Raw genomic sequence first — 24,449 nt, 5'->3', positions numbered from 1 at the left:
AAAGAAAGCCGGCCAGTTTGGTCTGACCGGCTTTTGCCAAAACACTCTTAAACGTTGCCTTGCATGAACTGGCATAAACCCTGTTCAAAAACGGCACCCTCAGGTTCCAGAAACGTATCTTGGCCACCTACATGGTGTGGCATTACCAGCAGGGGTGCGGCACCACCAACAGGGGGGCGCCTTCCTCTATGAAGCGTATCCGCAAATCATTCCAGCGCGGCGCAACAAAGCGCGCATAAGCCTGCGCCAGTGCGCACTGGTCAATACACCAGTTGGTTGGATTTTCCGGGCTGTATGTCCGCTGCACATAATTGTGCAGATACCGCCCGATCTGCGGCAGAAGCTCTGTTTCCCCAAAATAGGACAGGCCCGTACCAAAGCTCCACGGTTCTCCGTTTATCTGTTTGCCTTCATGGTTGTAAGCATTCAGCAGGAACCCGTAATCCGAACCGGATGTAAGCTCCTGCCACAAGACCGGGAAATCTTCCGGGAAGTAGCCATCGCAATTGGCTATCAGCACGGGGCAATGCCACTGGCTCACAATATGCGGCAGCATCAGGTAACGAATGCAGGGATACGTGGCTTCGTTCGCATGGCTCAGCTGCCCGTGCGTGAAGGACACATCCATCCCACGGTCTTTTTCCGAGAAAAAGGACACAAGATCCCGCATCAGGATCAACTGCTCATCCGTGGGCCGATCCACACCCAAACATAGGCGGAAGCGCCCGTGTTCTGGGTGTGCCTGACACGCCCGCATTAAAGACATGACAAGCTTGGGTACAAAGCGGAAATACGTATTATCACATCCAAAAACCAGACAGGCATCTGGCGTATCCGCCTCGGTCCGATCGGGCGCTACGCTGGAATGCCAGCTCCAGCCTGCAATGCCCAACTCGTCCGTTACCTGCTGGTCGTGCAGGTTATAGGCGGCAGCTTCCGGCAACCATGTATAAACGCCAGAATTGTAGCGAATAGCCTTGATGCCGGAATCTTTGGAAAGCTTGCGGGCCGCCACGTAGTGCGGGTCTGCGCTGGCGCGATCCTGATTGAGCCATGCATAATGGCCCGACACAACCTGGTTCCAGTATTGCGCTCTGTTTTGCGCCAGATCGGTCTGCACCAGTTGCAGCCGTTCTTCCTGCGTGCTGGCAGAGGCGACTTCTTCAAACAAGTAGGAATAGGCCTGCCGCACATCTTCTGCCCTCAGCATGGCGGCCGGCAAAGGCACCATTAAAACGTTAAAGGCAGGGTCAAACTCTTCTGTGTCTGGCAGATCTTTCAAGGCGGCAGGCAGCAAAAGCAGTGCGGCCTCTCCCTGCTCTGTCCGCTGCACCAACTGCGTAAGCTGTTCGGGTATGGGGGCATCGCCAAACCGGCCTTTCAGAGCCAGAGCGGCCAAATCTGCAGCCTGCTTGGTCTCACCTTCCCGCAATGCCAGAATGGCAGAAAAGAAGGAGATATCTGGCCGGAAATCCTGCAACGCCGCACACAACACCGCAGTGCGCGCCAAGCCAAGCTGCCCTGCTTTGGCGCAGTTTTTTGCCAGCTCCAGCAGACAGCCAGAATCTTCGGGGGCTACAAGCAAACGTTGGCGGGCAGCCTGTGCAGCCTTCACAAACGGGCTATCCCCCATGGCCTGTATCTGCGCAGACAGCGCCGCCATAAAGGTTTTTTGCACCGCCATGGGGCTGGGCTGGAGCACAATTTCCTGCTCACGCCCATCGGAAATCACAATGGCATCACCTTTTTCACGTAGGAAAAGGGTGCGCAGATCCCACTTACGCTCACCAAGATGCAACACACATTCATGAAACGAAACATGTTCAGCCTGCTGCTGCCCGGGAATTAGCCATTTACCCTGCGCCAGACGGGCCAGCAAAGGCACATGCTGGCTGAGCACGGGCACAAATCGTTCCCATGTCAGAACATGCGGCATCCATGCCAGTTCAGCATGCTGATTGGCACACAAAAAGTTTGCACCATCCCCCAAGGTCACCAGCCCTCTGTTATCACCCTCTTCCACAACGCCAACCGCAATATCCGCAAACCCTTGCAGACTATTGCTTGCGGGGTCCAACTGAACCACCTTCCACTGCGAAGAAACGGCCTGCGCAACCGGAATGCCCGTCAGATAGAAATCACGATGAGCCAGAATGTGCCCGTGAAATGATATAAAAGAAAACATGCCTCAGCTTACCCCGGCTGCCCGTTCCATACGCGGGATCATGATTTTGGCTGACACGTGCATACAGGCGGCCAGCCATTTTTCTTAATAATGCACAGAGTTAGCATAACATCTCTCCCACGGCACCTCTTGAGCGGGATGGAATGCTCCATCCGCCCACAGCCCTGACATGTTTGTGATAACAGGGCCTACCCCGCAAAAAACAAAGATTTTTGCCCGCGCCTAAGCACCATTGCGCCCAACAGGGCCTGTTCTGTCCTGATCGTGAACAGCGCAGTGTTGCATCCCTGCTTATAGTCTCAATTCGCGCACTGCATGATGCCTATGCGTATTCCGCATCTGCGCGCAACGAATGCAAGACACTCTTCGAATCGGATGCAGTATTATGGCTAAAATCAAGGTCAAGAACCCGGTGGTGGAAATGGACGGGGATGAAATGACCCGTATCATCTGGCACTTCATTCGTGAGCGCCTGATTCTGCCCTATCTGGATATTGACCTGAAATATTACGATCTGGGCATAGAAAACCGTGATGCCACGGATGACAAGGTGACCGTAGAAGCCGCAGAAGCCACCAAACGCTACGGCGTGGCCGTAAAATGCGCCACCATCACCCCCGATGAAGCACGGGTGAAGGAGTTTGGGCTGAAAAAAATGTGGCGTTCACCCAACGGCACTATCCGCAATATTCTGGATGGCACCATTTTTCGTGAACCCATCATCTGCTCCAACGTGCCGCGCCTTGTGCTGCACTGGACAAAGCCCATCGTGATTGGCCGCCATGCCTATGGGGATATCTACCGCGCTGCGGAAACCAAGATCCCCGGCCCCGGCAAGGTGACGCTCAACTACATTCCCGAAGATGGTGGTGAGCCCATTACGCTGGATGTGCATGACTTCAAGGGCCCCGGCGTGGCGCTGGGCATGCACAACACCCGAGCCTCCATCGAAGGCTTTGCCCGTGCTTCCCTCTCCTATGGGCGGGACCGCAAGCTGCCGGTTTATCTGTCCACCAAGAACACCATCCTGAAAGCCTATGATGGCATGTTCAAGGATGTGTTTCAGGAAGTGTACGAAAAGGAATTCAAGGCCGAGTTCGAAAAGCTGGGTCTGACCTACGAACACCGCCTGATTGATGACATGGTGGCCTGCGCCCTTAAATGGCCGGGCGGCTATGTGTGGGCCTGCAAAAACTACGATGGCGATGTGGAAAGTGACATTGTGGCACAGGGCTTTGGCAGCCTTGGGTTGATGACATCCGTGCTGCTCAGCCCCAAGGGCGATGTGGTGGAAGCCGAAGCCGCGCATGGCACCGTCACCCGCCATTACCGTGAGCACCAGAAAGGCAAGCCCACCAGCACCAACCCCATTGCCTCCATTTTTGCATGGACACGTGGGCTGGCTTATCGCGGCCGCTTTGATGATACGCCAGACGTTGTGCACTTTGCCAACACGCTGGAAAAAGTGTGCGTAGATACCGTGGAAGGCGGGCAGATGACCAAGGATCTGGCGCTACTGGTGGGCAACGGCACCAAATGGCTGGACACGCAACCCTTCCTTGATGTGCTGGATGAAAAACTCAAGCAGGCCTTGGCCAAAGGCTGAACTTTCTGCCGCACGTCTTTTTGCCATGAGCATATCTGCACACCCCGGAGCAAATTCTGCTTCGGGGTGTTGCTTATTCTAGGCCATTGCGCACCGGCCCGTGCTGGCGCAAAACAGAAACTGTATTTTAATGTAACCAGATAAGGGAGCATCACGCCACGCCATGACTGATACGCCAGCAGAAACAGACGTAGCCATAATTGGCGCTGGCCCAGCCGGGCTTTTTGCCGCTTTTCAGTGCGCCATGCTGCGGCTGAACTGTGTGCTGATTGATGTGCTGCCAGAAGTGGGCGGCCAATGTGCAGCCCTGTACCCGGAAAAGCCGATTTACGATATTCCCGCCTGCCCCGCCGTAGAAGGCGCGCAACTTATTGCCCGGCTGGAAGAACAGATTGCCCCTTTCAACATCCCGCGCCTGCTCAAGCACCGGGTGGAAAGCCTTGAAGGCCACCGGGGCAACTTTACGCTGGGCACCAACCAGGGCACCACGCTAAAGGCCAAGGCCATTATTATTGCCGCCGGTGCAGGTGCCTTTGGCCCCAACCGCCCGCCGCTGGAAGGCTTGGAAGCGTTTGAAGATACCGGAGCCGTGCAATACTATGTGCGCCGCAAAGCCGATTTTGCAGGCCGCCGTATTGTTATTGCCGGTGGCGGCGATTCCGCGCTGGATTGGGCGCTTTCCCTCAAAGACAATGCAGAAAAGCTGTACCTCGTGCATCGGCGTGACAGGTTCCGCGGTGCGCCGGAAAGCCTGCGCCAGTTGGATGAGGCCGTAGCCGCCGGGCAGATTGAAAAGGTGGTGCCCTATCAGCTCCACGCCCTGCACGGCCAGAACGGCGCGCTGGAAGGCGTGGAAGTGGCTGATCTGGATGGCGCAACCCGCATGCTGGAAGCCGATGTGCTGCTACCTTTCTTTGGGCTGGCAACAGATCTGGGGCCTGTGGCGCGGTGGGGTATGGATACCATGCGCTCCACCATTCCCGTAACGCCCTCAAGCTGTGAAACCAGCCTGCCGGGCGTGTTTGCCGTAGGCGATGTGGCCACCTACCCCGGCAAACTGAAGCTGATTTTGCAAGGGTTTAGTGAAGCCGCCATGGCCGCTCACGCCATTTACCCCATTGTGAACCCGGATCAGGCGTTGCACTTTGAATATTCCACCAGCAAAGGTGTGCCTGCCTAAACCCCACGCCATTATGGCGGCATGGCCCCAAGCGGGCACAACATGCCGCCATTTTTTATAAACGCATCTTTGTTGTGCAATGGGTTAGGCACTTTTTGCGCGTTATTCTCGCATACCTCCCTACAGCGTGCGCCATGCCAGTTTTCTTCCGGGTTCTGGCGCGGTTGGGCGCAGCAAGGTATGGTGCCTGCCTGATCCATCTGCCTTGTGAGTAAGGATAAAACCGTGCAAGTCATCATTCTCGGCGCTGGCGTTATCGGGGTGACATCGGCCTGGTATCTGGCCAGCCTTGGGCATGAAGTCACGGTGATAGACCGCCAGCCCGCCCCAGCGCTTGAAACATCGTTTGCCAATGCGGGGCAGGTTTCCCCCGGATATTCCACACCATGGGCTTCTCCCGGCCTGCCGCTTCAGGCCGCAAAGTGGATGCTGCACCCCAAAACCAGCCCACTGGTTATTCGCAAACGGTTTGATCTGGCCATGCTGCGCTGGATGGAACAACTTTTAAAAAACTGTAATGCCCATGCGTATGATATCAACAAATCCCGCATGTTGCGCATTGCCGAATACAGCCGCGATTGTCTGGACGCCCTGCGTGAAGAAACCGGCATTACGTATGATGACAGGCAGCGCGGGCTGATCCAGCTTTTCCGCACCAACAAACAGATAGACACCGCCCAGCACGATATGCGCCTGCTGGCAGAAGCCAACATTCCGCACCAGCTTTTGGCGGTGGATCAGGTTTTAGAGCACGAACCCGGCCTAGCCCATGCCAAGCATCTGCTTACGGGTGGGCTGTATTTACCCGGTGATGAATCGGGCGATGCACATATTTTCACCCAAAGGCTGGCCCGCATGGCAGAAGCCAAGGGTGTGAAGTTTGTATATGACACCACCATTCTGGGTCTGGATGCCGCAGCGGATGAGATTATGTCTGTGCGCACCAGTGCCGGGCACTTCCGGGGGGATGCCTATATTGTGGCCATGGGCAGCTACAGCCCGCTGCTGCTGCACCCGTTGCGCGTGCATCTGCCCGTTTACCCCGTAAAAGGCTATTCCCTCACCCTGCCCCTTACGGATGAAACCCACGCCCCCACATCCACCGTGAATGATACATCCTACAAACTGGCCATTACGCGGCTTGGCAACCGGATCCGGGTAGGTGGCACGGCGGAACTGACGGGTTACAGCCAGAAGCTAAGCTCCGACCGGCGTGAAACGCTGGAACTTTCTTTTTCTGAACTGTTTGGCGGCGGAGACCTGACCGCCGCAACCTACTGGACAGGCCTGCGCCCCTGCACGCCAGATGGCACACCCGTTATTGGCCCTGTGCCTGCCTTTACAAACCTGTGGCTGAACACCGGCCACGGCACGCTGGGCTGGACAATGGCCTGTGGTTCTGGCCGTTTGATTGCAGACCTTGTGCACGGCAAAAAGCCCGATATTCCGGCGCTGGATCTTTCCATCAGCCGCTATAACTAAGCTGTCACGGGCTTGCCCGCTGCGGCGCTGATCTAGCTGTTTATAAAAAACAGCCCTCTACATCGGGCACAAAAAAAGGCCGCAGTGGCAAAACCACCAGCGGCCTTTTTAATGTGCGCAGCTTTATGCCGCAGCAGGCAGGAAGCACCGCGCCTGTAACGCAGTGCCCCTTTCTGCCGGGTTATTACTGAGCAGATTCGGAAGAAGAAGCGTCAGAAGCCGGAGCTGCGGCTTTCTTCTTACCGTGGTGCTTGCCACCGTGGTGCTTACCTTTGTGGCCTTTGTGCTTGCCTTTGTGGGCAGCTGCACCTTTGCTTTCTTCGGTTTTACCAGCTTCTTCAGCAGCCGGACCAGCGCCTTCTGGGGCAGCAGCAGGAGCAGCAGCTTCCGGAGCAGCAGGTGCGGCAGGAGCAGCAGCTTCCTGAGCGAAGGAAGGAGCAGCAGCGCCCAGCAGGGCAACGGTGGACAGAGCCGCAAGCAGACGACGAGAAATCATAGAATGTCTCCAAAAACCTGTGGTCCAATCCGCCTCATGCAGGACAACCCCGCATCCAGCACATAGACCGGTTTATGCATTGCTTATTATCACGGCAAAAGCACAGCGTCTTGAGCTAAAATTTGTGCAATCTTTGCACATATCACCGCTCTGCCACTTGACAGCCGTAAACAGGCCATATTGGCACGGGCAAAACCAAAAAAACCGCCCTGTAACAGGCGGTTTTTATAGGAAAAAGCACTTCAAGCACTTCTGTATGTGACAAAATGATGTAACCGAAAAAAATATGCCTACACCATAAACGCGCCACACTTACAGGCTGCCCAAAAGCTGGGCAGCCCACAAGTTACAGAATCAGTCTACTTTCTTGGCGCGCTTCTTGCGTTCGTTAGGGTCCAGATACCGCTTACGCAGGCGGATGGCAGATGGGGTTACTTCCACCAGCTCATCATCTTCAATGTAAGCAATAGCCTGTTCCAAAGACATACGGCGCGGCGGGGTCAGCAGCAGGGCTTCGTCCTTACCGGCGGCACGCATGTTGGTCAGCTTCTTTTCACGGATCGGGTTTACTTCCAGATCATTCTCACGGGAATGCTCACCAATGATCATGCCCTGATAAACCGTTTCACCCGCATCCACGAACAGCGTGCCACGATCCTGCAGGGAGAACAGGGAGTACTGCGTGGTTGCCCCGTTTTCTGCAGAAATCAGAGAGCCGTTGCGGCGGCCTTCCACGGTGCCAGCATAAGGCCCGTAATGGGAGAACAGACGGTTCATGATACCCGTGCCGCGCGTGTCGGTCAGGAACTCACCGTGATAACCAATCAGTCCGCGAGACGGGATGACGAATGTGAGACGCACCTTGTCACCGCCGGAGGGGCGCATGTCCTGCATCTGGCCTTTGCGGAGGGACATCTTTTCCACCACAACGCCGGAATAGGGTTCGTCCACATCAATGGTAACTTCTTCGTAAGGCTCTTCGCGCTCACCGGTTTCTTCATTGGTGCGGAACAGCACGCGCGGGCGGCCGATTGTCAGCTCAAAGCCTTCACGGCGCATGGTTTCAATCAGCACACCAAGCTGAAGTTCACCACGGCCGGCCACTTCAAACGCTTCGCTTTCGGGGCTGTCCGTCACGCGAATAGCAATGTTGCTTTCGATTTCCTTGAACAGACGGTCACGAATCTGGCGAGACGTCACCTTCTTGCCTTCACGGCCACCCAGCGGGCCATCGTTCAGGCGGAAGGTCATGGACAGTGTCGGCGGATCAACCGGAATAGCTTCCAGCGGGGCTTCAACTTCCGGGGCGGCAATGGTGTCTGGAATGGTGGCTTCAGACAAACCGGCCACGGCCACAATGTCACCAGCTTCCACTTCTTCCACACCCACGCGGTCCAGACCACGGAAGGAAAGCAGCTTGGTCAGGCGGCCTGTTTCCACCACGGAGCCATCGGCCCGCAGCACCTTAACAGGCATGTTCACCTTGGCGCGGCCCTGTTCCACACGGCCTGTCAGCACGCGGCCCAGAAAGTTGTCACTTTCCAGAATGGTGGCTGTCATGGCGAAGGGCTTGTCTTTATCCAGATTCGGAGCTGGCACATGGCGCAGGATCAGCTCGAACATCGGGCTCAGGTCCTTGCGGGCGCCGTCCAGCGTTTCATCTGCCCAGCCCTGACGGCCAGAAGCAAACAGCATCGGGAAGTCAAGCTGCTCATCATTTGCGCCAAGGGCTGCAAATAGATCGAAAATTTCGTTGTGCACTTCATCGGGGCGGGCATCGCCACGGTCAATCTTGTTCACAACCACAATTGGCTTCAGGCCGCGGGCCAGTGCCTTGCCAACCACAAACTTGGTCTGCGGCAGCGCACCTTCGGCGGAGTCCACCAGCACAATGGCGCCATCCACCATGCTTAAAATACGTTCCACTTCCCCGCCAAAGTCGGCGTGTCCGGGTGTATCAATAATGTTGATACGGGTATCTTTCCAGACAACGGATGTGCACTTGGCAAGAATGGTAATGCCACGTTCGCGTTCCAGATCGTTGCTGTCCATTGCGCGTTCGGCAACGTGCTGGTTTTCGCGGAACGAACCCGACTGCTTGAGCAGTTCGTCAACCAGAGTCGTCTTGCCGTGGTCAACGTGGGCAATGATGGCGATATTGCGGATATCCATGTAAAGGCCTGATATTCCCTGCGGGCCACGCCACCGCTTTCTGCCTGAAAGGGTGGAGAATGGCTTTGCTGATGTTTGCTTGGCCAGACAAATAGCCGCCCGCGCGCAGGAATGCACGCAAAATCCTCACCAGTGCGTATCATGGCTGCCACCGGGGGTGGCTGCACACAGGCCGCACGGCTTGCATTTACCCCCTTATGGTGGTGTGCTCCGCACCGTAGAACACATTATATTGAAAGGGTTTTTAGCATGGATATTCAGGCCATAGATCAAACCTACAACCAGTTTCAGGCACAGGCCCAACAATCTGCCACCGCGCTGCAAACGCTGTGCGCCAAAATGCAAACCGCAGCCGATGGCGGAGATATGCAGGCCCGTGAATGGCTGCTGGACCTGAAGGAACTGGCCCTTTCCCTGCGTGATGAGCAATCTCAGGTTATCAACCTGCTTCAGGCCCTGCACACGGCCCTTGCCACACAGGTGCAGCAGAATGTGGCCCCGCCGCAGCCCTCCGCCCTCAGCACCGTCAAGCCGGAAGTGGAAAATGTGCTGAATGATGTGATCAACTCCGGCTTTGCCCATTCCCTTGCATCTGGCGCGGGGTTTGGCATTGGCAACACGCTTATCAACAAACTGTTCTAAATGCGCGCACGCCCAAGGGCGTGAAGGCTGGCTCCGGCGCACGCAACCGGCTACAAGCCAGCCTATGCTGCTTCACCCTCCTGCGCGTTCTGCCATAAGCGCCGCCCCCACCCTTTCCCTTACTGTTGTAGGGCTTATGTTCGGGCTGGTTATGGGGTTGGGTGCGCCCCTGTTTACGCTGGAAATGGTGGATCTGGGCTTTGGCACCGGCATGATTGCCGCCAACACCATGATGCACGCTGTGGGCTCTCTGGCCATTGCGCCGTTTATCCCGCGCATCAGCATGGCCTTGGGGCCCAAGCGGGCCGTTACACTGGCTTTGCTTACGGGCGCTGCCACGCTGGCCCTTTTTCCGCTGCTGCCGTTTATCTGGGTGTGGTTTGGCCTGCGCACCGTGCTGGGGGCTGCGTGCGAGATTATTCTGGTGCTTTCTGAAAGCTGGCTGAACCAGATTACGCCAGACCACGCCAGAGGCCGCGTGATGGGGCTTTACAGCACGCTGCTTTCCATTGGCATTGCCGCAGGCCCCGCCTTGCTAACTGTAACGGGCCGCACCAGCGCCCTGCCCTTTGCCTGTGCCAGTATTGGCCTGCTGGTTGCCACCGGGCTTGTGGCAGCGCCGTGGTTGCCGCACCCGCAGCTTACACCTCCACAACGCCCCAGCCTGCTGCGCTATCTGCCTTTGGCCCCCATAGCCATTGCCGCAACATTGCTGATTGCCATGCTGGATTCGGCCGCCACCTCTTTTCTGGCGCTGTACGCCATGCACTCCGGGTGGTCAGAACATGGCGCCACACTGTTACTGAGCATCATGCTGCTGGGTGCTACTGCGTTCCAGATTCCCATTGGCTGGATAGGAGACCGCACAAGCCGCCGCTGGCTTCTGGTTTCATTAGCCGGGGTGGCTGCGGCGGGCGCGTTGCTGTGGCCGGTGGCTATCCATCACCCCGGCATAGCCCATGCGGTGCTGTTTGCGTGGGATGGCGTGTTTGCCAGTATTTACACAGTGGCCATGTCTGTTGTGGGAGACCGCTATAAAGGCGGAGACCTGATAGCCATTTACACCCTCAGCTCCCTTGCATGGGGTGCGGGCGCGTTTGCAGGGCCTGCGCTGGCTGCCAGTTCCATGGCCGCTGCGCCAGATGGTCTGGCATGGTTTGCCGCCATCACCTGTGCGTTGTTTGGCCTGCTGCCCCTGCTCCTGAAGAAAAGCGCTTAACCGCTGCGCTTTCTCAGGCTGGGGCGGCGCCTTGGGTGTTCACCTGCAAACGGTAGAGGGAATCCCCCGCGCACATAAACAGCCAATCGCGCTTGGGGCCGCCAAATGTCAGGTTGGAAACACTCTGCGGCAGACGAATGCGGCCAATAAGGTGCCCTTCGGGGTTAAACACAAACACCCCGCACAGCCCCACCGGCCCGCTTACACCGCACCAGATGTTGCCATGCACATCGGCCTTCATGCCATCTGGCCCCATCTGCACACCTTCAAACCGCATGTTGGTGAACAGACGCGGGTTGGAAAGCGGCAGTTCCTCCTTGTGCAGATCAAACACATGCACGGCCTGATCTCCATCATGCCCATGCCCGCCCGGCTGCTTGCCGGATGAAATAACATAAAGCCGCGAAAAATCGGGCGAGAAGCACAGCCCGTTGGGGTTGGGCAACTGCGCCTGCGTGAGCACCACATCCAGATGGCCCGTGGCATCTACACGGAAGGTATGGTCTGCCTGCCGGCGCGAACCACCCAGCGTGCCAATAAGTTCTTCCCCTATTTTCCAGCGGATATGCCCATCCGGGTTGGCCTCACCGCCCGGCATGTCGGCATGGCCTTCGGCCACGTTGTCTCCATATCCCGGATCGGTAAACCAGATGCTGCCATCCGGGTGGGCTATCACATCATTGGGGGAGTTGAGGGAATGGCCCTCAAACTTGTCGGCCACCACATGGGCGGAGCCATCGTGCTCCCACCTGATCACGCGGCGCAAAAAGTGCTCGCACGTAATCTGGCGGCCCTGATAATCAAACGTGTTGCCATTGGCGTGGTAGGATTCCGGGCGAAAAATCGTTACCTCCCCCGTTTCCCACAAATAGCGATACTGCCGGCTGGCCACCACATCACTAAACAACAGATACCGCCCTTGGGATGACCACGCAGGCCCTTCCAGCCATGTGCCTTTATCCCACACACGGTGCAGCGCGGCGTTGCCGTACAGCAGATCCCGGAAGGAGCGATCAATCACCAGCACGTCCGGGTCTGGCGTATAAACGGGCGGAGCGTTTACCCCCCATTGGCGCGGCGGATTGGTGGTAACATCGGGCGGGCGCACGGTATCGGGCAGAACCTCATCCGCCCCACGGGCCAGCACCGGGGCCGCCACGGTTGCAGAAAGCGCGGTTATGCCTTTCAGCATTGCGCGTCTTGCCAGCCTGCTACGTGGGGGTGCCATTGAGCCTCCTGCGTTTACCGGGCAATTTCTGCCATATGGAGCGGGTGCATACTGCCTTGGCCCTGCACTGTCACCCCTTTGGCTGCGGCAACCCCTTTGCGCAAGGGCATGGGGCCATTGCAAACCCCCTGCCCTGCACGGTTTTCAGCCAATACGCGCCACGCGCAAAAGGTTGGTAGACCCACTTACGCCAAAGGGCACACCGGCGGCTATCACCACGGAATCCCCTTCCGCCCCTATGCCCGCCCGGTTGACCACATCCAGCGCGGCGTCCACCACATCTTCCACCGTGGTTGTGGGCTTGTGTGGCGCGCTTACAAAGGCCCGCACACCCCATACCAGCGCCATGCGCCGGGCAGATGTATGTGTGGGCGTAATGCCCAGAATGGGGCATGTGGGCCGTTCACGCGCAATACGTAGCGCCGTGGGGCCGCGGTGCGTGTAGGCCACAATGGCCGGGGCCTTGAGCGTATCTGCCACCTGCTGCACGGCACTGGCAATGGCATCGGCCACGTAATCTTCCGGGGCCAGACGGGCTGCGGCCATATGGGCCTGCCAACCGGCATCTTCCTCCACCCGCCACAAAATGCGGTTCATAATCCGCACAGCCTCACGCGGGTATTTGCCCGCTGCGGATTCGGCAGAAAGCATTACGGCATCTGCACCATCAAACACGGCTGTTGCCACATCCGATGCCTCGGCCCGTGTGGGGGTTGGGGCAGAAATCATGCTTTCCAGCATCTGGGTGGCCACCACAACGGGTTTGCCCAGCCTGCGGGCAGCGCGAATAATGCGCTTTTGCACCAGCGGTACGGTTTCGGGCGGCAGTTCAACGCCCAGATCCCCACGCGCCACCATAACTGCATCAGACAGTTCCAGAATGGCGTCCAGATTTTCAACGGCCTGCGGTTTTTCCAGCTTGGTCAGCACGGCGGCGCGCTCACCCACCAGCGCACGGGCCTGCGCTACATCCTCGGCCCTCTGCACAAAGGAAAGGGCCACGTAATCCACCCCCAGATCCAGCGCAAAGGCCAGATCCTTGCGGTCTTTTTCCGTCAGGGCGGGAATAGGCAGCGCCACATCCGGCACGTTCACGCCTTTATGGTCAGAAAGCGGGCCACCTACATCCACCCGCGTTTCTATCCAGTCTGGCCCTACCTTTTCCACCACAACGGCCAGCTTGCCATCATCCATCAGCAGGCGGCTGCCGGGGCGCACGGCACTGATAATTTCTGGGTGCGGCAGGTTTACGCGGTGCTCATCCCCCGGCACGTCAGACAGATCGAACCGAAAGGTGGCGCCCGGCTGCAAGATAATGCGGCCTGCGGCAAAGCGGCCCACGCGCAGCTTTGGCCCCTGCATATCGGCCAGAATACCAATAGGGGTGCCCAGTTCTTCTTCCAACCGCCGCACAATGGCGTGGCGGGCGGCGTGATCTTCATGCGTGCCGTGGGAGAAGTTGAAGCGGAACACATCCGCCCCGGCCAAAGCCAGATCGCGGATGGTTGCATAATCTGAAGAAGCCGGGCCGAGTGTGGCCACAATTTTAGTACGGCAGGTTTGCGCCTGTTCTGCGCCCGAACCCTGTTGTGTGGATTCAGCCATATCTGTTTCTCCTTCTAGTCCGCTGGGGTCTTTCAGGAGGGGTTAACGGCCTCATCAGCATCCACACCCCAGATCGCCTTGCGTGGCACCCAGCCATTATACTGTTTAACGGAAACCCTGCACCAGGCAGACCCCGCCGCACATTCCTTAACAGAGCCTACAGCACCCGGTTTCAGCACCGCTACAACGGGGGCGTCATCACTGGCACTTGCACGAAGCATAACGGCACCCGCAATGCTTTTGGCATCATCCAGCGTGGGCACTGTTTCTACAACGCGCGTATCCATGTGGCCGGATGCGGGAATTTTCTCACCATTCTTGTCCAGCTTGGGTGCTATGGGGGCATCATCCCCCGGGGGTTCACCCGGCACCAGAAAATCTCGCCCGCCTGCAAGGGTGGCCTGCTGCATCCAGCCCTTCTGGCCCGTGGGGTCTTCTACCAGACGCCACACATCAAATTCACGCTCGATCCGCACCGGCATACCGCGGCGATGATACACCCAGATAATGGGGAAACGCTGCCCCGGCCCGGCACGCATGTTCACTTCATCCGCCCGCAATGCCGCATAACGTGGCAGCGGCAAGCCCGTTACGGTACCCTTTGGCGGTTCTGGCGCGGCATCTGCCGGAGGAGTGGCCGGGTTTGCGGCATCTGCTGCGGCTGTGCCAGCGGCAACTGCCCCCGCTGCCGCCCCTGCGGCAGCCGTGGCGGCAGGGTGGTGCTTGGCGGCAGCGGTATGTGTGGCTGTGGCCTCATGCCCAGCAACGTGGTGCTTTTTATGATGCTTGCTCTTTTTGCTGTGCGTAGCCTTAGCCTCTGCACTGTCTGACTTTGCGGTGTCCGACTTGGCGGAAGCCTTTTTTCCCGCCTTGGCAGAAGCACCTTCATGCGTGGCCCCTGCATGATGCGCGTGGTGGCTGTGCGCCGAGGTTTTTTTCTGCTCTGCCGCATTGGCAGAAACCGTGGGAACACTGGCAAAAGCCACGGCACAGCCTGCCGCACAGGCAAGCAGGTGAAGCCGGAAAATGGAAGAGCGTGTGAACATCATGCCTGCATCCCTGCCAAGAGAGACGCGCCGGGGCAAGAGGCATCACACCTTATCCCGCGCGTGGCGGCAGATAAGGGCGGACGCCCTGCCCTGCCAAAGCCGCGGCAAATCTAAGCCAAACCTTGCATTCCCGCCAGACATGCCCCGCACATGCAGCCTATGCCCAACACACCCTGCCTGCACAGCCCTTGGGGAAAAGACCCGTATTCTCCGCCGCCTGAAGGTGCTGCATGCGTAAGTGCAACAGGAGTCGCAGCCGCATATGTGTTTGTGACTGCCTACCCGGCAGAAGGTGCGGCCTGTTGTTGGGGCGTGTGGGCATGTTCCGCCCCCATGCCGCCACATACGGGGCAGTTGGGGTCTGCCTCCAGCATAATGGTGGTAAAGCGCGTGCGCAGGGCATCCCACATCAGCAAACGCCCAGCCATGCTTTCCCCTATATTCAGCAGCTCCTTCAGGGCCTCGGTGGCCTGCAAGGTGCCCATCACGCCCGTTACGGCGCCAAACACCCCGGCCTCACCACAGCTCAGGCCAGAGGCTTCACCATCGGTTTGTGGGTAGAGGCAGTGGTAACACGGCCCACCGCGCCACGGGCGAAAGGTGGAAAGTTGCCCCTCAAACCGCTGCACAGCGGCGGAAACCAGCACTTTGCGGGTTTTTACACAGGCGGCGTTCACCACATAGCGGGTGGCAAAGTTATCGCACCCATCACACACCAGATCGTACTGGCTTATCAGCCCTTCTGCGGATATCGCATCCAGCCGCTGGGGGTGTGTTTCCACCACAATACCGGGGTTGAGGGCCTCCAGCGTGGCGCGGGCGGAGTCTATCTTCCTGCGGCCCACATCTGCCGTGGCGTGCAGGATCTGCCGCTGAAGGTTGGAAAGCTCCACCACATCATCATCCACCAGCCCGATGCGCCCTACACCGGCTGCGGCCAGATACAGTGCCGTGGGTGAACCCAAGCCCCCCGCGCCAATAATCAGCACGGAAGCCCCTTTCAGCGCCATCTGCCCAATTCCGCCAACCTCGGGCAAAAGAATGTGGCGGGAATAGCGCTGGATCTCGTCTTCAGAAAACTGCGAAATCATGGTGGGGCGTCCTGAAAAAAGTAAAAAAGGCAGTGAACCGATCGGTCAGAATGGCGTTAAACAGCCATCATGCTTCGTGTTGTGGCAGAAATCACGTTTTTGTAATAACACCCAAAACATGACATGTTAGTGTGCATCAGAGGTATGCTTCTGTTATAGTAACCTGCAAAATCAACATAAGAGGAATGCAAACATGATATCCCTTCCTCAGTTTGGGCAACCTGCCCGAGCAGCCAGTCTGACCCCGCGCCAGACCGCGCGGGGGATATGTGTTGCCTCAGCCGCAGCAGCGCTGGGTGTGTATCTGGCTTCCCCTTTTGTCACGCTGTGGAGCGTGGGTTCCGCCCTGCACGCGCACGATATGACGGCCCTTGGCCAGGTCATCAACTGGGGGGCGCTGGATGCCTCCATCAAGCACCAGACGCTGAATGGCCTGCACCTTGTGCCTACCTCGGACGATCTGCCCGAGTTTGGTGAATCCTTTGCTGCCACCGCTGTTTCCAATGCGGTGGATACCACGGTCACGCAAAACAATCTGGGCATGCTGGTCGATCAGGCCATTCCGGCGGCGGTGCCGGTCAGCCAGCCCAATATTTCCTTCGCCTCTCTGGCGGCCCATGCTTCCGTAAGGTTTGCACGGCTTGATCAGTTTGTGGCGGAAGTGCCCCTGCCGGGGCATGAGCGTGAAACGCCCCTGCGCATTGAAATGCGGATACAGGGCTGGCGCTGGAAAATTACCAATGTGGAATTCCCCACTGCGCGGGCTCCAGTGCTTCAGGCTTCTGCGGCGCCGTCCAACGCCTGAAATCTAACCCGCCTTCTCCCTAGCGCATGTGGGTGGCCCTTATAAAAAAGGCCACCCACCCGCAGGCGGCAATAGAGTGCCAGCCTACGCATGAAGTGGCCTTGCAAGCCTGTGCGCCAGATTTATTTGGCTGCGGGCAGGTCTTCTTCCAGCACCACAATGTTTACGGCGTAGGACACATCACCATCTTCATCATCACGATGGATGGTGCCAATCACTTCACCATCTGCTGCCAGTTCAACAGACATACCTGCACGGGGTGCGGGGTTGATGGTCAGCTTTTCGGAACCCAGCAGCCTGCGCAGAGCTGTCTGGAGCCGGGAGATTTCTGAAGGAGATATGGAACCGCTCATGTCATTCTTTTCCTGCTGGCATAACTTTGCGCCAAAATAAGACAGGCCGCGCAGGCATGGGCCACCCCGCCCAAAAATGGTGGAGCGACCGGGCACTGGCGCGGCCGCCTTTCCGATCTGTGGCCCCGCTATAGGACAACCACCCACGCTGCCGCAACCTTTCCGCAGCATTGCCCTGCCAGCGCCACTTTCTGCAGTGCATGTAACCCACAGGTTAGAGGAGGATCTGCCATTGCGTTTCTTGCGTGCTCTTGTGCCGGTGCTTTCTGCCTGCGTGCCGGTGGGGATGTGCCTTTTTGCCCTGCAACATGCCCCGCTGCCTGCACGGCAGCCAGAACGCACCACCCATATTCTGAACATGGTGGAACATGATGGCGCAGCCCAGACGGCACAAGCCCTCTCGCGCCAAAAAGGGTGGGCGGATGTGCAGCACGCCGTAGCCTCTGGCCAGCCCGATGCCGCGCGGCTTGTGCCCGCACTTTTGCCCGCAGCAGATTCGCGCACAACGCACACGCTTTATAAAACCATGCAGGCCGCCCTGCCCAAGCACCCGGCCATTGTACTGGCCGCCACCAAACAGGGTGGCCCCTTGCAGGCCGATGTGCAGGCCGTGTGCTCCCCCATAGGTATGAGCCACGCATGGCGCCAACAGACCCGCCAAGCTGTGGCCCATGTGCATGATGTGCATCTGTCTGACCGCGCGCAGCGGTGCCTGAACAGGCTGGATGGCTGAACACTTTTTTGTTGATTTTTTAAAACAGTTTTTATGAAACCCTGAAGCTGGCACAAAAAACCAAGAAATACTGCCAGTTTCAGCCGGTTTATACGCGCCTGTTCAGCCCAAAACGCTGCACAGGGCAGGAATGCACCACACGCAATTTAGATATGACCTGAGCGCGTGAAGTGGTAACATCCAAATATTAGATATTCATTATTAGAATATCTCTCAAAAAAAAATAACAAGAAGCGAACCCCGGCCCATGACCGCATACCCCGGATTTTCTCGTCCCGGACAGGCCATTGCCGCCGTTTACTGTCCGGCTTTTTCTCCTCCTGCCTTTTCTGCCCGTACGCCTACTTATTGGCCTGCCTTTGGCCTGCACATTCTGCTTGCAGCTTCTGCCGCCAGCGCTGCCGTGTGGCTTGCCCCATCTGCACACGCGGCAGAAACAGCACCCAATGCTGCGCATCTGCATTATCCGCACACATCTGTTCCTGTGCGCAGGGCCCCCGCAACAACCGTTGTGCCCGCCAAGGAAGCACCAGCAGAAGTGACATCCTCTGCCGCACCGGCGGCCAAACCGGGGTTTTGGGACAATGCGCGCCTGCTGCCCCCGCTCACCAGCCGGCCAGAAGCGTATGGTCAGCCACAGTCTCTGGAGCTTTCGCCCCTGCCTACTGCCCTGCTGCACCAAGGGCCGTGGGGGGTATTTAACGCCAATACCGGGGCCGCCGCAGGGTTTGGCACCGTGGGGTATTACGCTGTTTCTCGTTGGGCGGAGGATTGGTCCAGCCTGCGGGACAAGCGCAACCGCCTGGATGCCATGGATGCGCTCAAATACATTCCCTTCAATCAAGAAGGCGATATTTATCTGTCCTTCAGCGGCAACTTTCGCCAGCACAATTTTTATGATCAGCGCGCAGGCTTTGGCACCATTAAAAAAGACCCCGCCTACCGCAACAACTTCCGCTGGAATCTGGGCGCAGACCTGCACTTAGGTGAACACGTCCGCCTGTATGGTGAATTGATGAGCGGGCAGGCCGCAGGTGTAAACTACTATGGCTATGCCGGGGGCCGCTGGCGCAGCAAGCTGGATGCCCAGCAGGCATTTGTAGAAGTGCGCGGCAAGGTGCTGGGCGCCACCGTAGGCGGCATGGCCGGGCGCATGACCTTTTTGGACGCACCCCCGTATTTTACGGCAGGCAGCGTGTACCCCACGCTGCCCTATTCATGGAACGGCCTGCGCGGCTACGCCTTTTGGAAGAACTTTCGCGTAGATGGCTTTTACCTGACCCTGACAGATAACAGCCCGCCCATTGCCTTCCATGATACCGTGGGGTGGAGGTCTCGCCTGTTTGGGGCCTACACATCTTACGCGCTGCCCAAGTTCTCGTTTTTAGGCAAAAGCAGCCAGGTGTTTGTAGATAGCTTTTACTACGGCATCATTCTGGCCAGCAGCGCCCTGCCCACCGCAGCAGGTGGCAGCATTGCGGGCTCTACCCACCGCGATACGCCGGGCATGCGCGTATGGGGCAACGCCGGGCCGCTTGAATTTTCTGTTGGCGGCATGTGGCAGGGCGGAGAATTCCGCGCCGCCAAAAGCGGCCCCACACGGCCTGTTTCTGCCTATTCCGTCAACGCCACACTTTCATGGCGCTTTGCCAAATGGGCGGGGCACCCGGCTGTGGGCATTCAGGTGGATGATGTGTCTGGCGGCAACATGAACAAAAGCCAGAGCAGCAGTTGGGGCAGCTTTCTTTCACCCTACGTGCCCAGCGCCTATTACCTGGATATCAGCACCTATATCGGGCAATCCAACATTATTGATGTAGGGCCTATTGCCACGGTTTCCCCCACCCCTAACACCACCTTGCTGATGAAGGTGCCCGTGGTGTGGCGCAACAGCAAACAGGATGCCATTTATGCCAGTGGCACGGCTTTTTATAACCTGCGCCCACACGGGGCCTATACGGCCACCATGCCGCAGGCCAGCTTTACGTGGCGTGCCACGCGCCACATTACGCTAAGCATTGATGGTGAATATATTTTTGCCTCCAAAACCATGATCAACGCGGGCGCCTCCTCCGGCGCGTTCGTGCAGAGCAACTTGGAACTGACGTTCTAACACCACCCTTGCGTGCCCCATAAGGGCACTGCGGTACAGACAAACTGCCCCGTCCATCGTAATGCTTGCAGCATATACAAACCAGACGGGGCAGCCCCACGCGCCACGCATGTCCTGAACATGCACCCATCGGGCCGCCCTGCCACAGCCAGACCAAGCAGCAGCCCGAGGCCCCAGCATGACGCCATCCCCCACCCGCCAAGAACTCACCCTGCGCGGGCTTATACTGGGCGCGCTTATCACCATCGTTTTTACCGCCTCCAACGTGTATCTGGGCCTGCGTATTGGGTTAACGTTTGCCTCCTCCATTCCTGCCGCGGTTATTTCCATGGCGGTGCTGCGGATGCTGGGTGGTGGCTCCATTTTGGAAAACAACATGGTGCAAAGTCAGGCCTCGGCAGCGGGCACGCTTTCTTGCGTGTTTGCCACTTTTCCGGGGCTGGTGATGGCGGGGTATTGGCAAAACTTTCCGTTCTGGCAAACGGCTGGGCTTTCCCTCGCCGGGGGCATATTGGGCGTGCTGTTTACCATCCCGCTGCGGCGTGCGCTGGTAACAGAAAGCAGTCTGCCTTACCCGGAAGGTGTGGCTGCGGCAGAAATTCTGCGCGCCGGGGCAGAAAAAGGCCATAGCCAAGGGCTGCGCGCCCTTATTGGCGGCGGCGTTATTGCCACGCTTTTCTCATTCGCCAGTGCCGGGCTGCGGCTTTGGGCAGATACACTCACCCTTACGGCCTCGGCCGGGGCAGCGGTGTTTCAGTTTTCCGGCGGGCTTTCCCTTGCCCTTGTGGGTGCGGGGTATCTGGTAGGGTTGGCAGGCGGGCTGGCCATGCTGCTGGGCTGCATTTTGGCGTGGGGCATGGGTGTGCCGTGGCTTACGGCCCATTTGCCCAACCCGCAGCATCTGGCCCCTGCCGCCTTTGCGCATGAGGTGTGGCTGCACAAGGTGCGCTTTATTGGCGCGGGCGCCATTGCCGTGGCATCTCTCTGGACATTGGTGGAGCTTATGCCGCCTGTGCTACGTGGCCTGCGCGCCATGTTTGCTGGCCGTGGCCAAACACTGGTGCCCGATGCCGAGCGCGATATGTCTGGCCGCAGCATGGGGCTGCTGCTGCTGCTTTCTGCCGCCATGCTGGCCGGGCTGTTTGCGTATTTTCTGGCCCCTGTGGCGGTGGGGTTCTGGCCTGTTGTGGCCGCTGCCGTGCTGTTTTGCATTGTGTTCGGTTTTATTATGGCCGCTGCCTGCGGCTATATGGCGGGCATTGTGGGCTCATCCTCCTCCCCCATATCGGGCATTATCATTATTGGCGCTGTGCTTTCCGCCCTGATGATTCTGGCGTTGGAAGCCTTGGGCCTTGCCCCCACCAGCATGATGGCGGAAGGGCAAAAACTGGCCACGGCTTTTACCATTTTAGTGCTTTCGGCCATTACCGCCACAGTGGCTATTTCCAACGATAACTTGCAGGATCTTAAAACCGGGCAGCTTGTTGGGGCCTCACCGTGGAAGCAGGAAGTGGCGCTGATTGTAGGCTGCGTGGTAGGCGCTGCGGTTATTCCGCCCGTGCTGAACCTGCTTTATCAGGCCTACGGTTTTGCGGGTGCCATGCCCCGCCCGGGCATGGACCCCACTCATGCGCTCTCCGCCCCACAACCCGCGCTGATAGCCATGATTGCCAACGGCATTTTCACACACTCGCTAGACTGGAGCATGCTCTCAATTGGCATGGTGCTGGGGGCTGTTCTGGTGGGGGTAGACCAGCTTTTGCGCCGCCGCCATATGGCATTGCCACCTTTGGGTGTGGCGGTGGGGCTGTATCTGCCTGCCTCTGTCAGCATTACGTTGGCTTTTGGGGCTATTCTGGGCTGGGGGCTAAAGCACCATATCAAAACCCGCAGGGCGCAAACCGCGCAGGGTGCTTCCACCTCCACTACCGCCATTGGCACCATGTTGGCCTCCGGCTTTATTGTGGGTGAAAGCCTGACAGGCGTGGCGCTGGCCGTGCTTTCTGGCGCGCTAGGGCAGGATGATGCCCTCTCTATTGCTCAATATGTGCCCCAAAGCCTGCCACCTGTATTGGGCGTTGCGGCTTTTGGGGCCGCGTGCTGGTGGTTTGCCCGCAAAACCCTGCAAGCCGAAGCACTGGGCCGTTAACGCTGCCCGCGCCCAAAGCCCAGCCCCAGTAGGACCAGCCCAAACACCAGCCCCGCCCAGCCCCACGCCATGCCGGGTGGGGTAAAGGAAAAGCGAATTTCCGCTGGCCCGTTTGGTAAAGCTACGCGCTGGAACAGGTTTTCTTCATACCCAAGGGTGGCTTCCTGCCCGTTTATGCGCACATGCCAGCCGGGCAACATGAGTTCGTGCCGGATAAGCGTAGCAGGCGTGCGGCAATTTGTGCGCAGTGCGGTGCGTGAAAGTGGTTGGATCTCGCAGTTCTCGGGGGCCTCAAAATACGGGGTGGGATGCGGTAGGCGGTACAGATCATTCGCCGCACTGCTGTAAAGAAGTTGCAGGCGCTTTTCGGCAGGGGCCTCCTGCTGGCCCGGCAATTCCATACCATGTGGCACCACCGCCAGTGCTACACCCAAGCGTTCCAACACCTCCGGCTTTTGGCCCAGCACATCCTGCAAAAAGAAGTGCCCATTTGGGGTGTTGGGCGTAATGCCATCAAACGTTACGGGGTTGAGGTTGGTGCCAAAATCGTGCTGCAAACGGGCAATCCACGCCGCAGGCATGGGCACGCCATTGTGGTTGATGGAAGCCAGCCCAAAATACGCGCCATAATTGGGGGCCAACCCGCCGAGGGAGACAAACCTGTTCAGCCCGATCTGGGCCTTCATGGTGTTCATCAGCGTGGCATCTACCGGCAACACGCTGCGGGTGGAAAGCAGCGGCACACAAAACAGAAAAAGTGCTTCTGCCACCACAACACTTGCCAGAACCGCCACCCGCCACCGCGCCAAAATGGGCAGCAGCAACGCGGCAAGGCACAGCGCCACCAGCGCACCACCGGCCAGCACGGAACCAAACGCATAAAAGCGGGAAGAAACAGGCCCCTGCGCAAAACCCCATAAGTCCGCCCGCGCGGGAGCGTTCCAGCGCCACACGGTATAGGTGGCCAGTAGCAACACACCTCCGGCGCATAATGCGGGCCATGCTGTTGCCAGCCAATTTTTGGTGCATTGTTTTGCACTCTCCGCACGCGCCTGAATGACGGCATGGCGGCACACATCATCCAGCCCGAAGGCAGCCAGAAGAAGAAGCGCCATTTCCTCCATCGGGTAGCAAAAGCGATGAAAAAACGTGAGCGCTATGCCGGGTATCATATCCACAAGCGGGGCTATGCCGGGCAGGTTGGCCTGCTTGCCCACACACGCCACAAAATAGGCCGCCAGCAGTATACGCACGGCCCGCTCCCTTCGCCCCCACAGGCCCAGAACGGCCAGAAATGGCAGCACGGTGCCCCAGTATCCGCCCACGCTCCACCATGCCTCGTACCGAGAAGCCGGGCCGTAAAAAATGGGGCCATTGATGTAGGGAAACAGCGCCATGGCCCAACACGTTATGGGCTGGGTGATGGAAATACCCGCTGCGTGGTCTCCCACCCACGCATGGGGCAGATAGGTGGCAAATGCCACAAGCTGCGGGGCGGCCAAAAGCAGCGCCGTGCTGCCCCCAACCGCAATGGCGGCGGCAAACGGTGCACGCTCCCCCGCAGGCTGTTGCGCCAGCCGCAAAAGCGCCCAGCACAGCACCAATGTGCCTTGCAAAAACGCGGTTTCGGGAAAGCTGGAAAGCACCATGCCGCCCAAGCCAAGGGCCAGAATGCTCCAGTTACGCACACCGGCCCAGCCACGTGCTGTGCCGCGCAATACCTCCACCCCCAGCAGGGCCAGCGGCAAAAAGGCCAGCGGCTGGCTTGGCCCATCCGATGCCCATGCAAACGTACCGTTAAACGCCCACAGCACGGCCCCCGCCAACACCACGCGCGCATCCATCCCCAGTTTGCGCAACAGGGCGTACATGCAAAAACCTGCCAGAATTTGCAGCGCAATTTTAAGAAACAGCAACCCACCGGGCAGCCCTAAAAGCAGCACAAAAGGCAGAAAGAACGCGCCGGGCTGATACTCCCCCGCAAGCGGCATGCCCACGCCGCTATACGGGTTCCACCACGGCAGAATACCATGCCGCCAATCTGCCGCGGCCAAGTGCCCCAGTGCCTGCACAATCACACCCGCGCAGCCATCCACCCACCCCGGCAAGCCAGGCAGAATGCCGCCTTCCAGCCAGTTACGCCGCGTTTGCGTACCTGCCGAAAGCACGGAAATGGGGTCGGACGTTGCACCACCCCACAGGGCCGGGCCAAGCAGTTCTAGCAGATGCACCAGCACAGGCAGCAACACCAGCACAACCACGTGCCATACGGGCCAATGTGCACAAAACCGATGGCGGGCAGAAAAAGAAAAAGCGGGCATATGCCCGCCTTAGCAAAGGG

The 24,449-nt window shown here is 58.5% G+C and carries 19 protein-coding genes; 9 read left to right on the top strand and 10 right to left on the bottom strand.

The genetic code is table 11. The features are described from left to right. Window positions 1-142 precede the first annotated feature (142 nt). Window positions 143-2,185, bottom strand: a complete 2,043-nt coding sequence (locus EOV40_RS02905; RefSeq protein ID WP_244296993.1) for a hypothetical protein — start codon at window positions 2,183-2,185, stop codon at window positions 143-145. 385 nt (window positions 2,186-2,570) lie between these two features. On the opposite strand from EOV40_RS02905, the gene EOV40_RS02895 reads away from it, so the two are divergent. The 3 genes from EOV40_RS02895 to EOV40_RS02885 all read left to right on the top strand — a co-directional run bounded on the left by EOV40_RS02895 (window position 2,571) and on the right by EOV40_RS02885 (window position 6,453). Continuing rightward, on the top strand, window positions 2,571-3,791 hold the full coding sequence (locus EOV40_RS02895; protein WP_128104992.1) for an NADP-dependent isocitrate dehydrogenase: 1,221 nt from the start codon (window positions 2,571-2,573) through the stop codon (window positions 3,789-3,791). A gap of 163 nt (window positions 3,792-3,954) precedes the next feature. Further along, window positions 3,955-4,971: an NAD(P)/FAD-dependent oxidoreductase gene (locus EOV40_RS02890; protein ID WP_003622489.1), complete on the top strand. Its 1,017-nt coding sequence runs from the start codon at window positions 3,955-3,957 to the stop codon at window positions 4,969-4,971. Window positions 4,972-5,196: 225 nt separating this feature from the next. Next, window positions 5,197-6,453 (top strand): D-amino acid dehydrogenase, encoded by a 1,257-nt coding sequence (locus tag EOV40_RS02885; protein ID WP_128104991.1) that lies wholly within the window; start codon window positions 5,197-5,199, stop codon window positions 6,451-6,453. A 184-nt stretch (window positions 6,454-6,637) separates the two neighbouring features. Here the strand turns inward: EOV40_RS02885 and EOV40_RS02880 are convergent, their stop codons facing one another. Beyond that, window positions 6,638-6,949, bottom strand: coding sequence for a hypothetical protein (locus tag EOV40_RS02880; RefSeq protein WP_128104990.1), 312 nt, complete (start codon window positions 6,947-6,949; stop codon window positions 6,638-6,640). Between the two features lie 354 nt (window positions 6,950-7,303). Beyond that, window positions 7,304-9,121, bottom strand: coding sequence for a translational GTPase TypA (gene typA / locus EOV40_RS02875; protein ID WP_050820348.1), 1,818 nt, complete (start codon window positions 9,119-9,121; stop codon window positions 7,304-7,306). Between the two features lie 141 nt (window positions 9,122-9,262). Between typA and EOV40_RS02870 the strand changes: the two genes are divergently transcribed. Together EOV40_RS02870 and EOV40_RS02865 are read left to right on the top strand one after the other, a co-directional pair. Then, window positions 9,263-9,763, top strand: a complete 501-nt coding sequence (locus EOV40_RS02870; protein WP_080986854.1) for a hypothetical protein — start codon at window positions 9,263-9,265, stop codon at window positions 9,761-9,763. 64 nt (window positions 9,764-9,827) lie between these two features. Then, entirely contained in the window at window positions 9,828-10,982 is a 1,155-nt protein-coding gene (locus EOV40_RS02865) for an MFS transporter (protein ID WP_050819372.1), read from the top strand. Between the two features lie 13 nt (window positions 10,983-10,995). On the opposite strand, the gene EOV40_RS02860 is transcribed toward EOV40_RS02865, so the two are convergent. The 5 genes from EOV40_RS02860 to EOV40_RS02845 form a co-directional block, all read right to left on the bottom strand. Further along, window positions 10,996-12,210 carry an SMP-30/gluconolactonase/LRE family protein gene (locus EOV40_RS02860; RefSeq protein WP_128104989.1) on the bottom strand — a complete coding sequence of 405 codons (1,215 nt, stop codon included), beginning with the start codon at window positions 12,208-12,210 and terminating at the stop codon, window positions 10,996-10,998. Window positions 12,211-12,224: 14 nt separating this feature from the next. Next, a complete protein-coding gene (locus EOV40_RS15125) occupies window positions 12,225-12,362 on the bottom strand; it encodes a hypothetical protein (RefSeq protein WP_196332528.1) in 138 nt (45 codons plus the stop codon). After that, on the bottom strand, window positions 12,355-13,815 hold the full coding sequence (gene pyk, locus EOV40_RS02855; RefSeq protein ID WP_087651461.1) for a pyruvate kinase: 1,461 nt from the start codon (window positions 13,813-13,815) through the stop codon (window positions 12,355-12,357). The genes EOV40_RS15125 and pyk overlap by 8 nt, the downstream gene beginning before the upstream one ends. Before the next feature lie 32 nt (window positions 13,816-13,847). Next, complete coding sequence (locus tag EOV40_RS02850) at window positions 13,848-14,864, bottom strand: SH3 domain-containing protein (protein WP_128104988.1); 1,017 nt, start codon at window positions 14,862-14,864, stop codon at window positions 13,848-13,850. A 278-nt stretch (window positions 14,865-15,142) separates the two neighbouring features. Then, a complete protein-coding gene (locus EOV40_RS02845; RefSeq protein WP_128104987.1) occupies window positions 15,143-15,955 on the bottom strand; it encodes a HesA/MoeB/ThiF family protein in 813 nt (270 codons plus the stop codon). A 193-nt stretch (window positions 15,956-16,148) separates the two neighbouring features. Between EOV40_RS02845 and EOV40_RS02840 the strand changes: the two genes are divergently transcribed. Further along, a complete protein-coding gene (locus EOV40_RS02840; protein ID WP_128104986.1) occupies window positions 16,149-16,760 on the top strand; it encodes a DUF2939 domain-containing protein in 612 nt (203 codons plus the stop codon). A gap of 122 nt (window positions 16,761-16,882) precedes the next feature. On the opposite strand, the gene EOV40_RS02835 is transcribed toward EOV40_RS02840, so the two are convergent. After that, window positions 16,883-17,113: a DUF3126 family protein gene (locus tag EOV40_RS02835; protein ID WP_012812599.1), complete on the bottom strand. Its 231-nt coding sequence runs from the start codon at window positions 17,111-17,113 to the stop codon at window positions 16,883-16,885. Between the two features lie 76 nt (window positions 17,114-17,189). Here EOV40_RS02835 and EOV40_RS02830 point away from each other — a divergent pair, with 76 nt between their 5' ends. The 3 genes from EOV40_RS02830 to EOV40_RS02820 all read left to right on the top strand — a co-directional run bounded on the left by EOV40_RS02830 (window position 17,190) and on the right by EOV40_RS02820 (window position 22,108). Continuing rightward, window positions 17,190-17,846: a hypothetical protein gene (locus tag EOV40_RS02830; RefSeq protein ID WP_208729248.1), complete on the top strand. Its 657-nt coding sequence runs from the start codon at window positions 17,190-17,192 to the stop codon at window positions 17,844-17,846. 247 nt (window positions 17,847-18,093) lie between these two features. Beyond that, a complete protein-coding gene (locus EOV40_RS02825; RefSeq protein ID WP_128104985.1) occupies window positions 18,094-19,959 on the top strand; it encodes an alginate export family protein in 1,866 nt (621 codons plus the stop codon). A 178-nt stretch (window positions 19,960-20,137) separates the two neighbouring features. Next, window positions 20,138-22,108, top strand: coding sequence for an OPT family oligopeptide transporter (locus EOV40_RS02820; protein WP_128104984.1), 1,971 nt, complete (start codon window positions 20,138-20,140; stop codon window positions 22,106-22,108). Here the strand turns inward: EOV40_RS02820 and EOV40_RS02815 are convergent. Then, entirely contained in the window at window positions 22,105-24,429 is a 2,325-nt protein-coding gene (locus tag EOV40_RS02815) for a hypothetical protein (RefSeq protein ID WP_128104983.1), read from the bottom strand. The two genes, EOV40_RS02820 and EOV40_RS02815, sit on opposite strands and share 4 nt — an antisense overlap. Window positions 24,430-24,449 lie beyond the last annotated feature (20 nt).

The organism is Acetobacter oryzoeni, assembly GCF_004014775.2.
Lineage (GTDB): Bacteria > Pseudomonadota > Alphaproteobacteria > Acetobacterales > Acetobacteraceae > Acetobacter > Acetobacter oryzoeni.
Note: the sequence above shows the minus strand (reverse complement) of the source record. Positions and strands in the feature narration are given on the sequence as shown.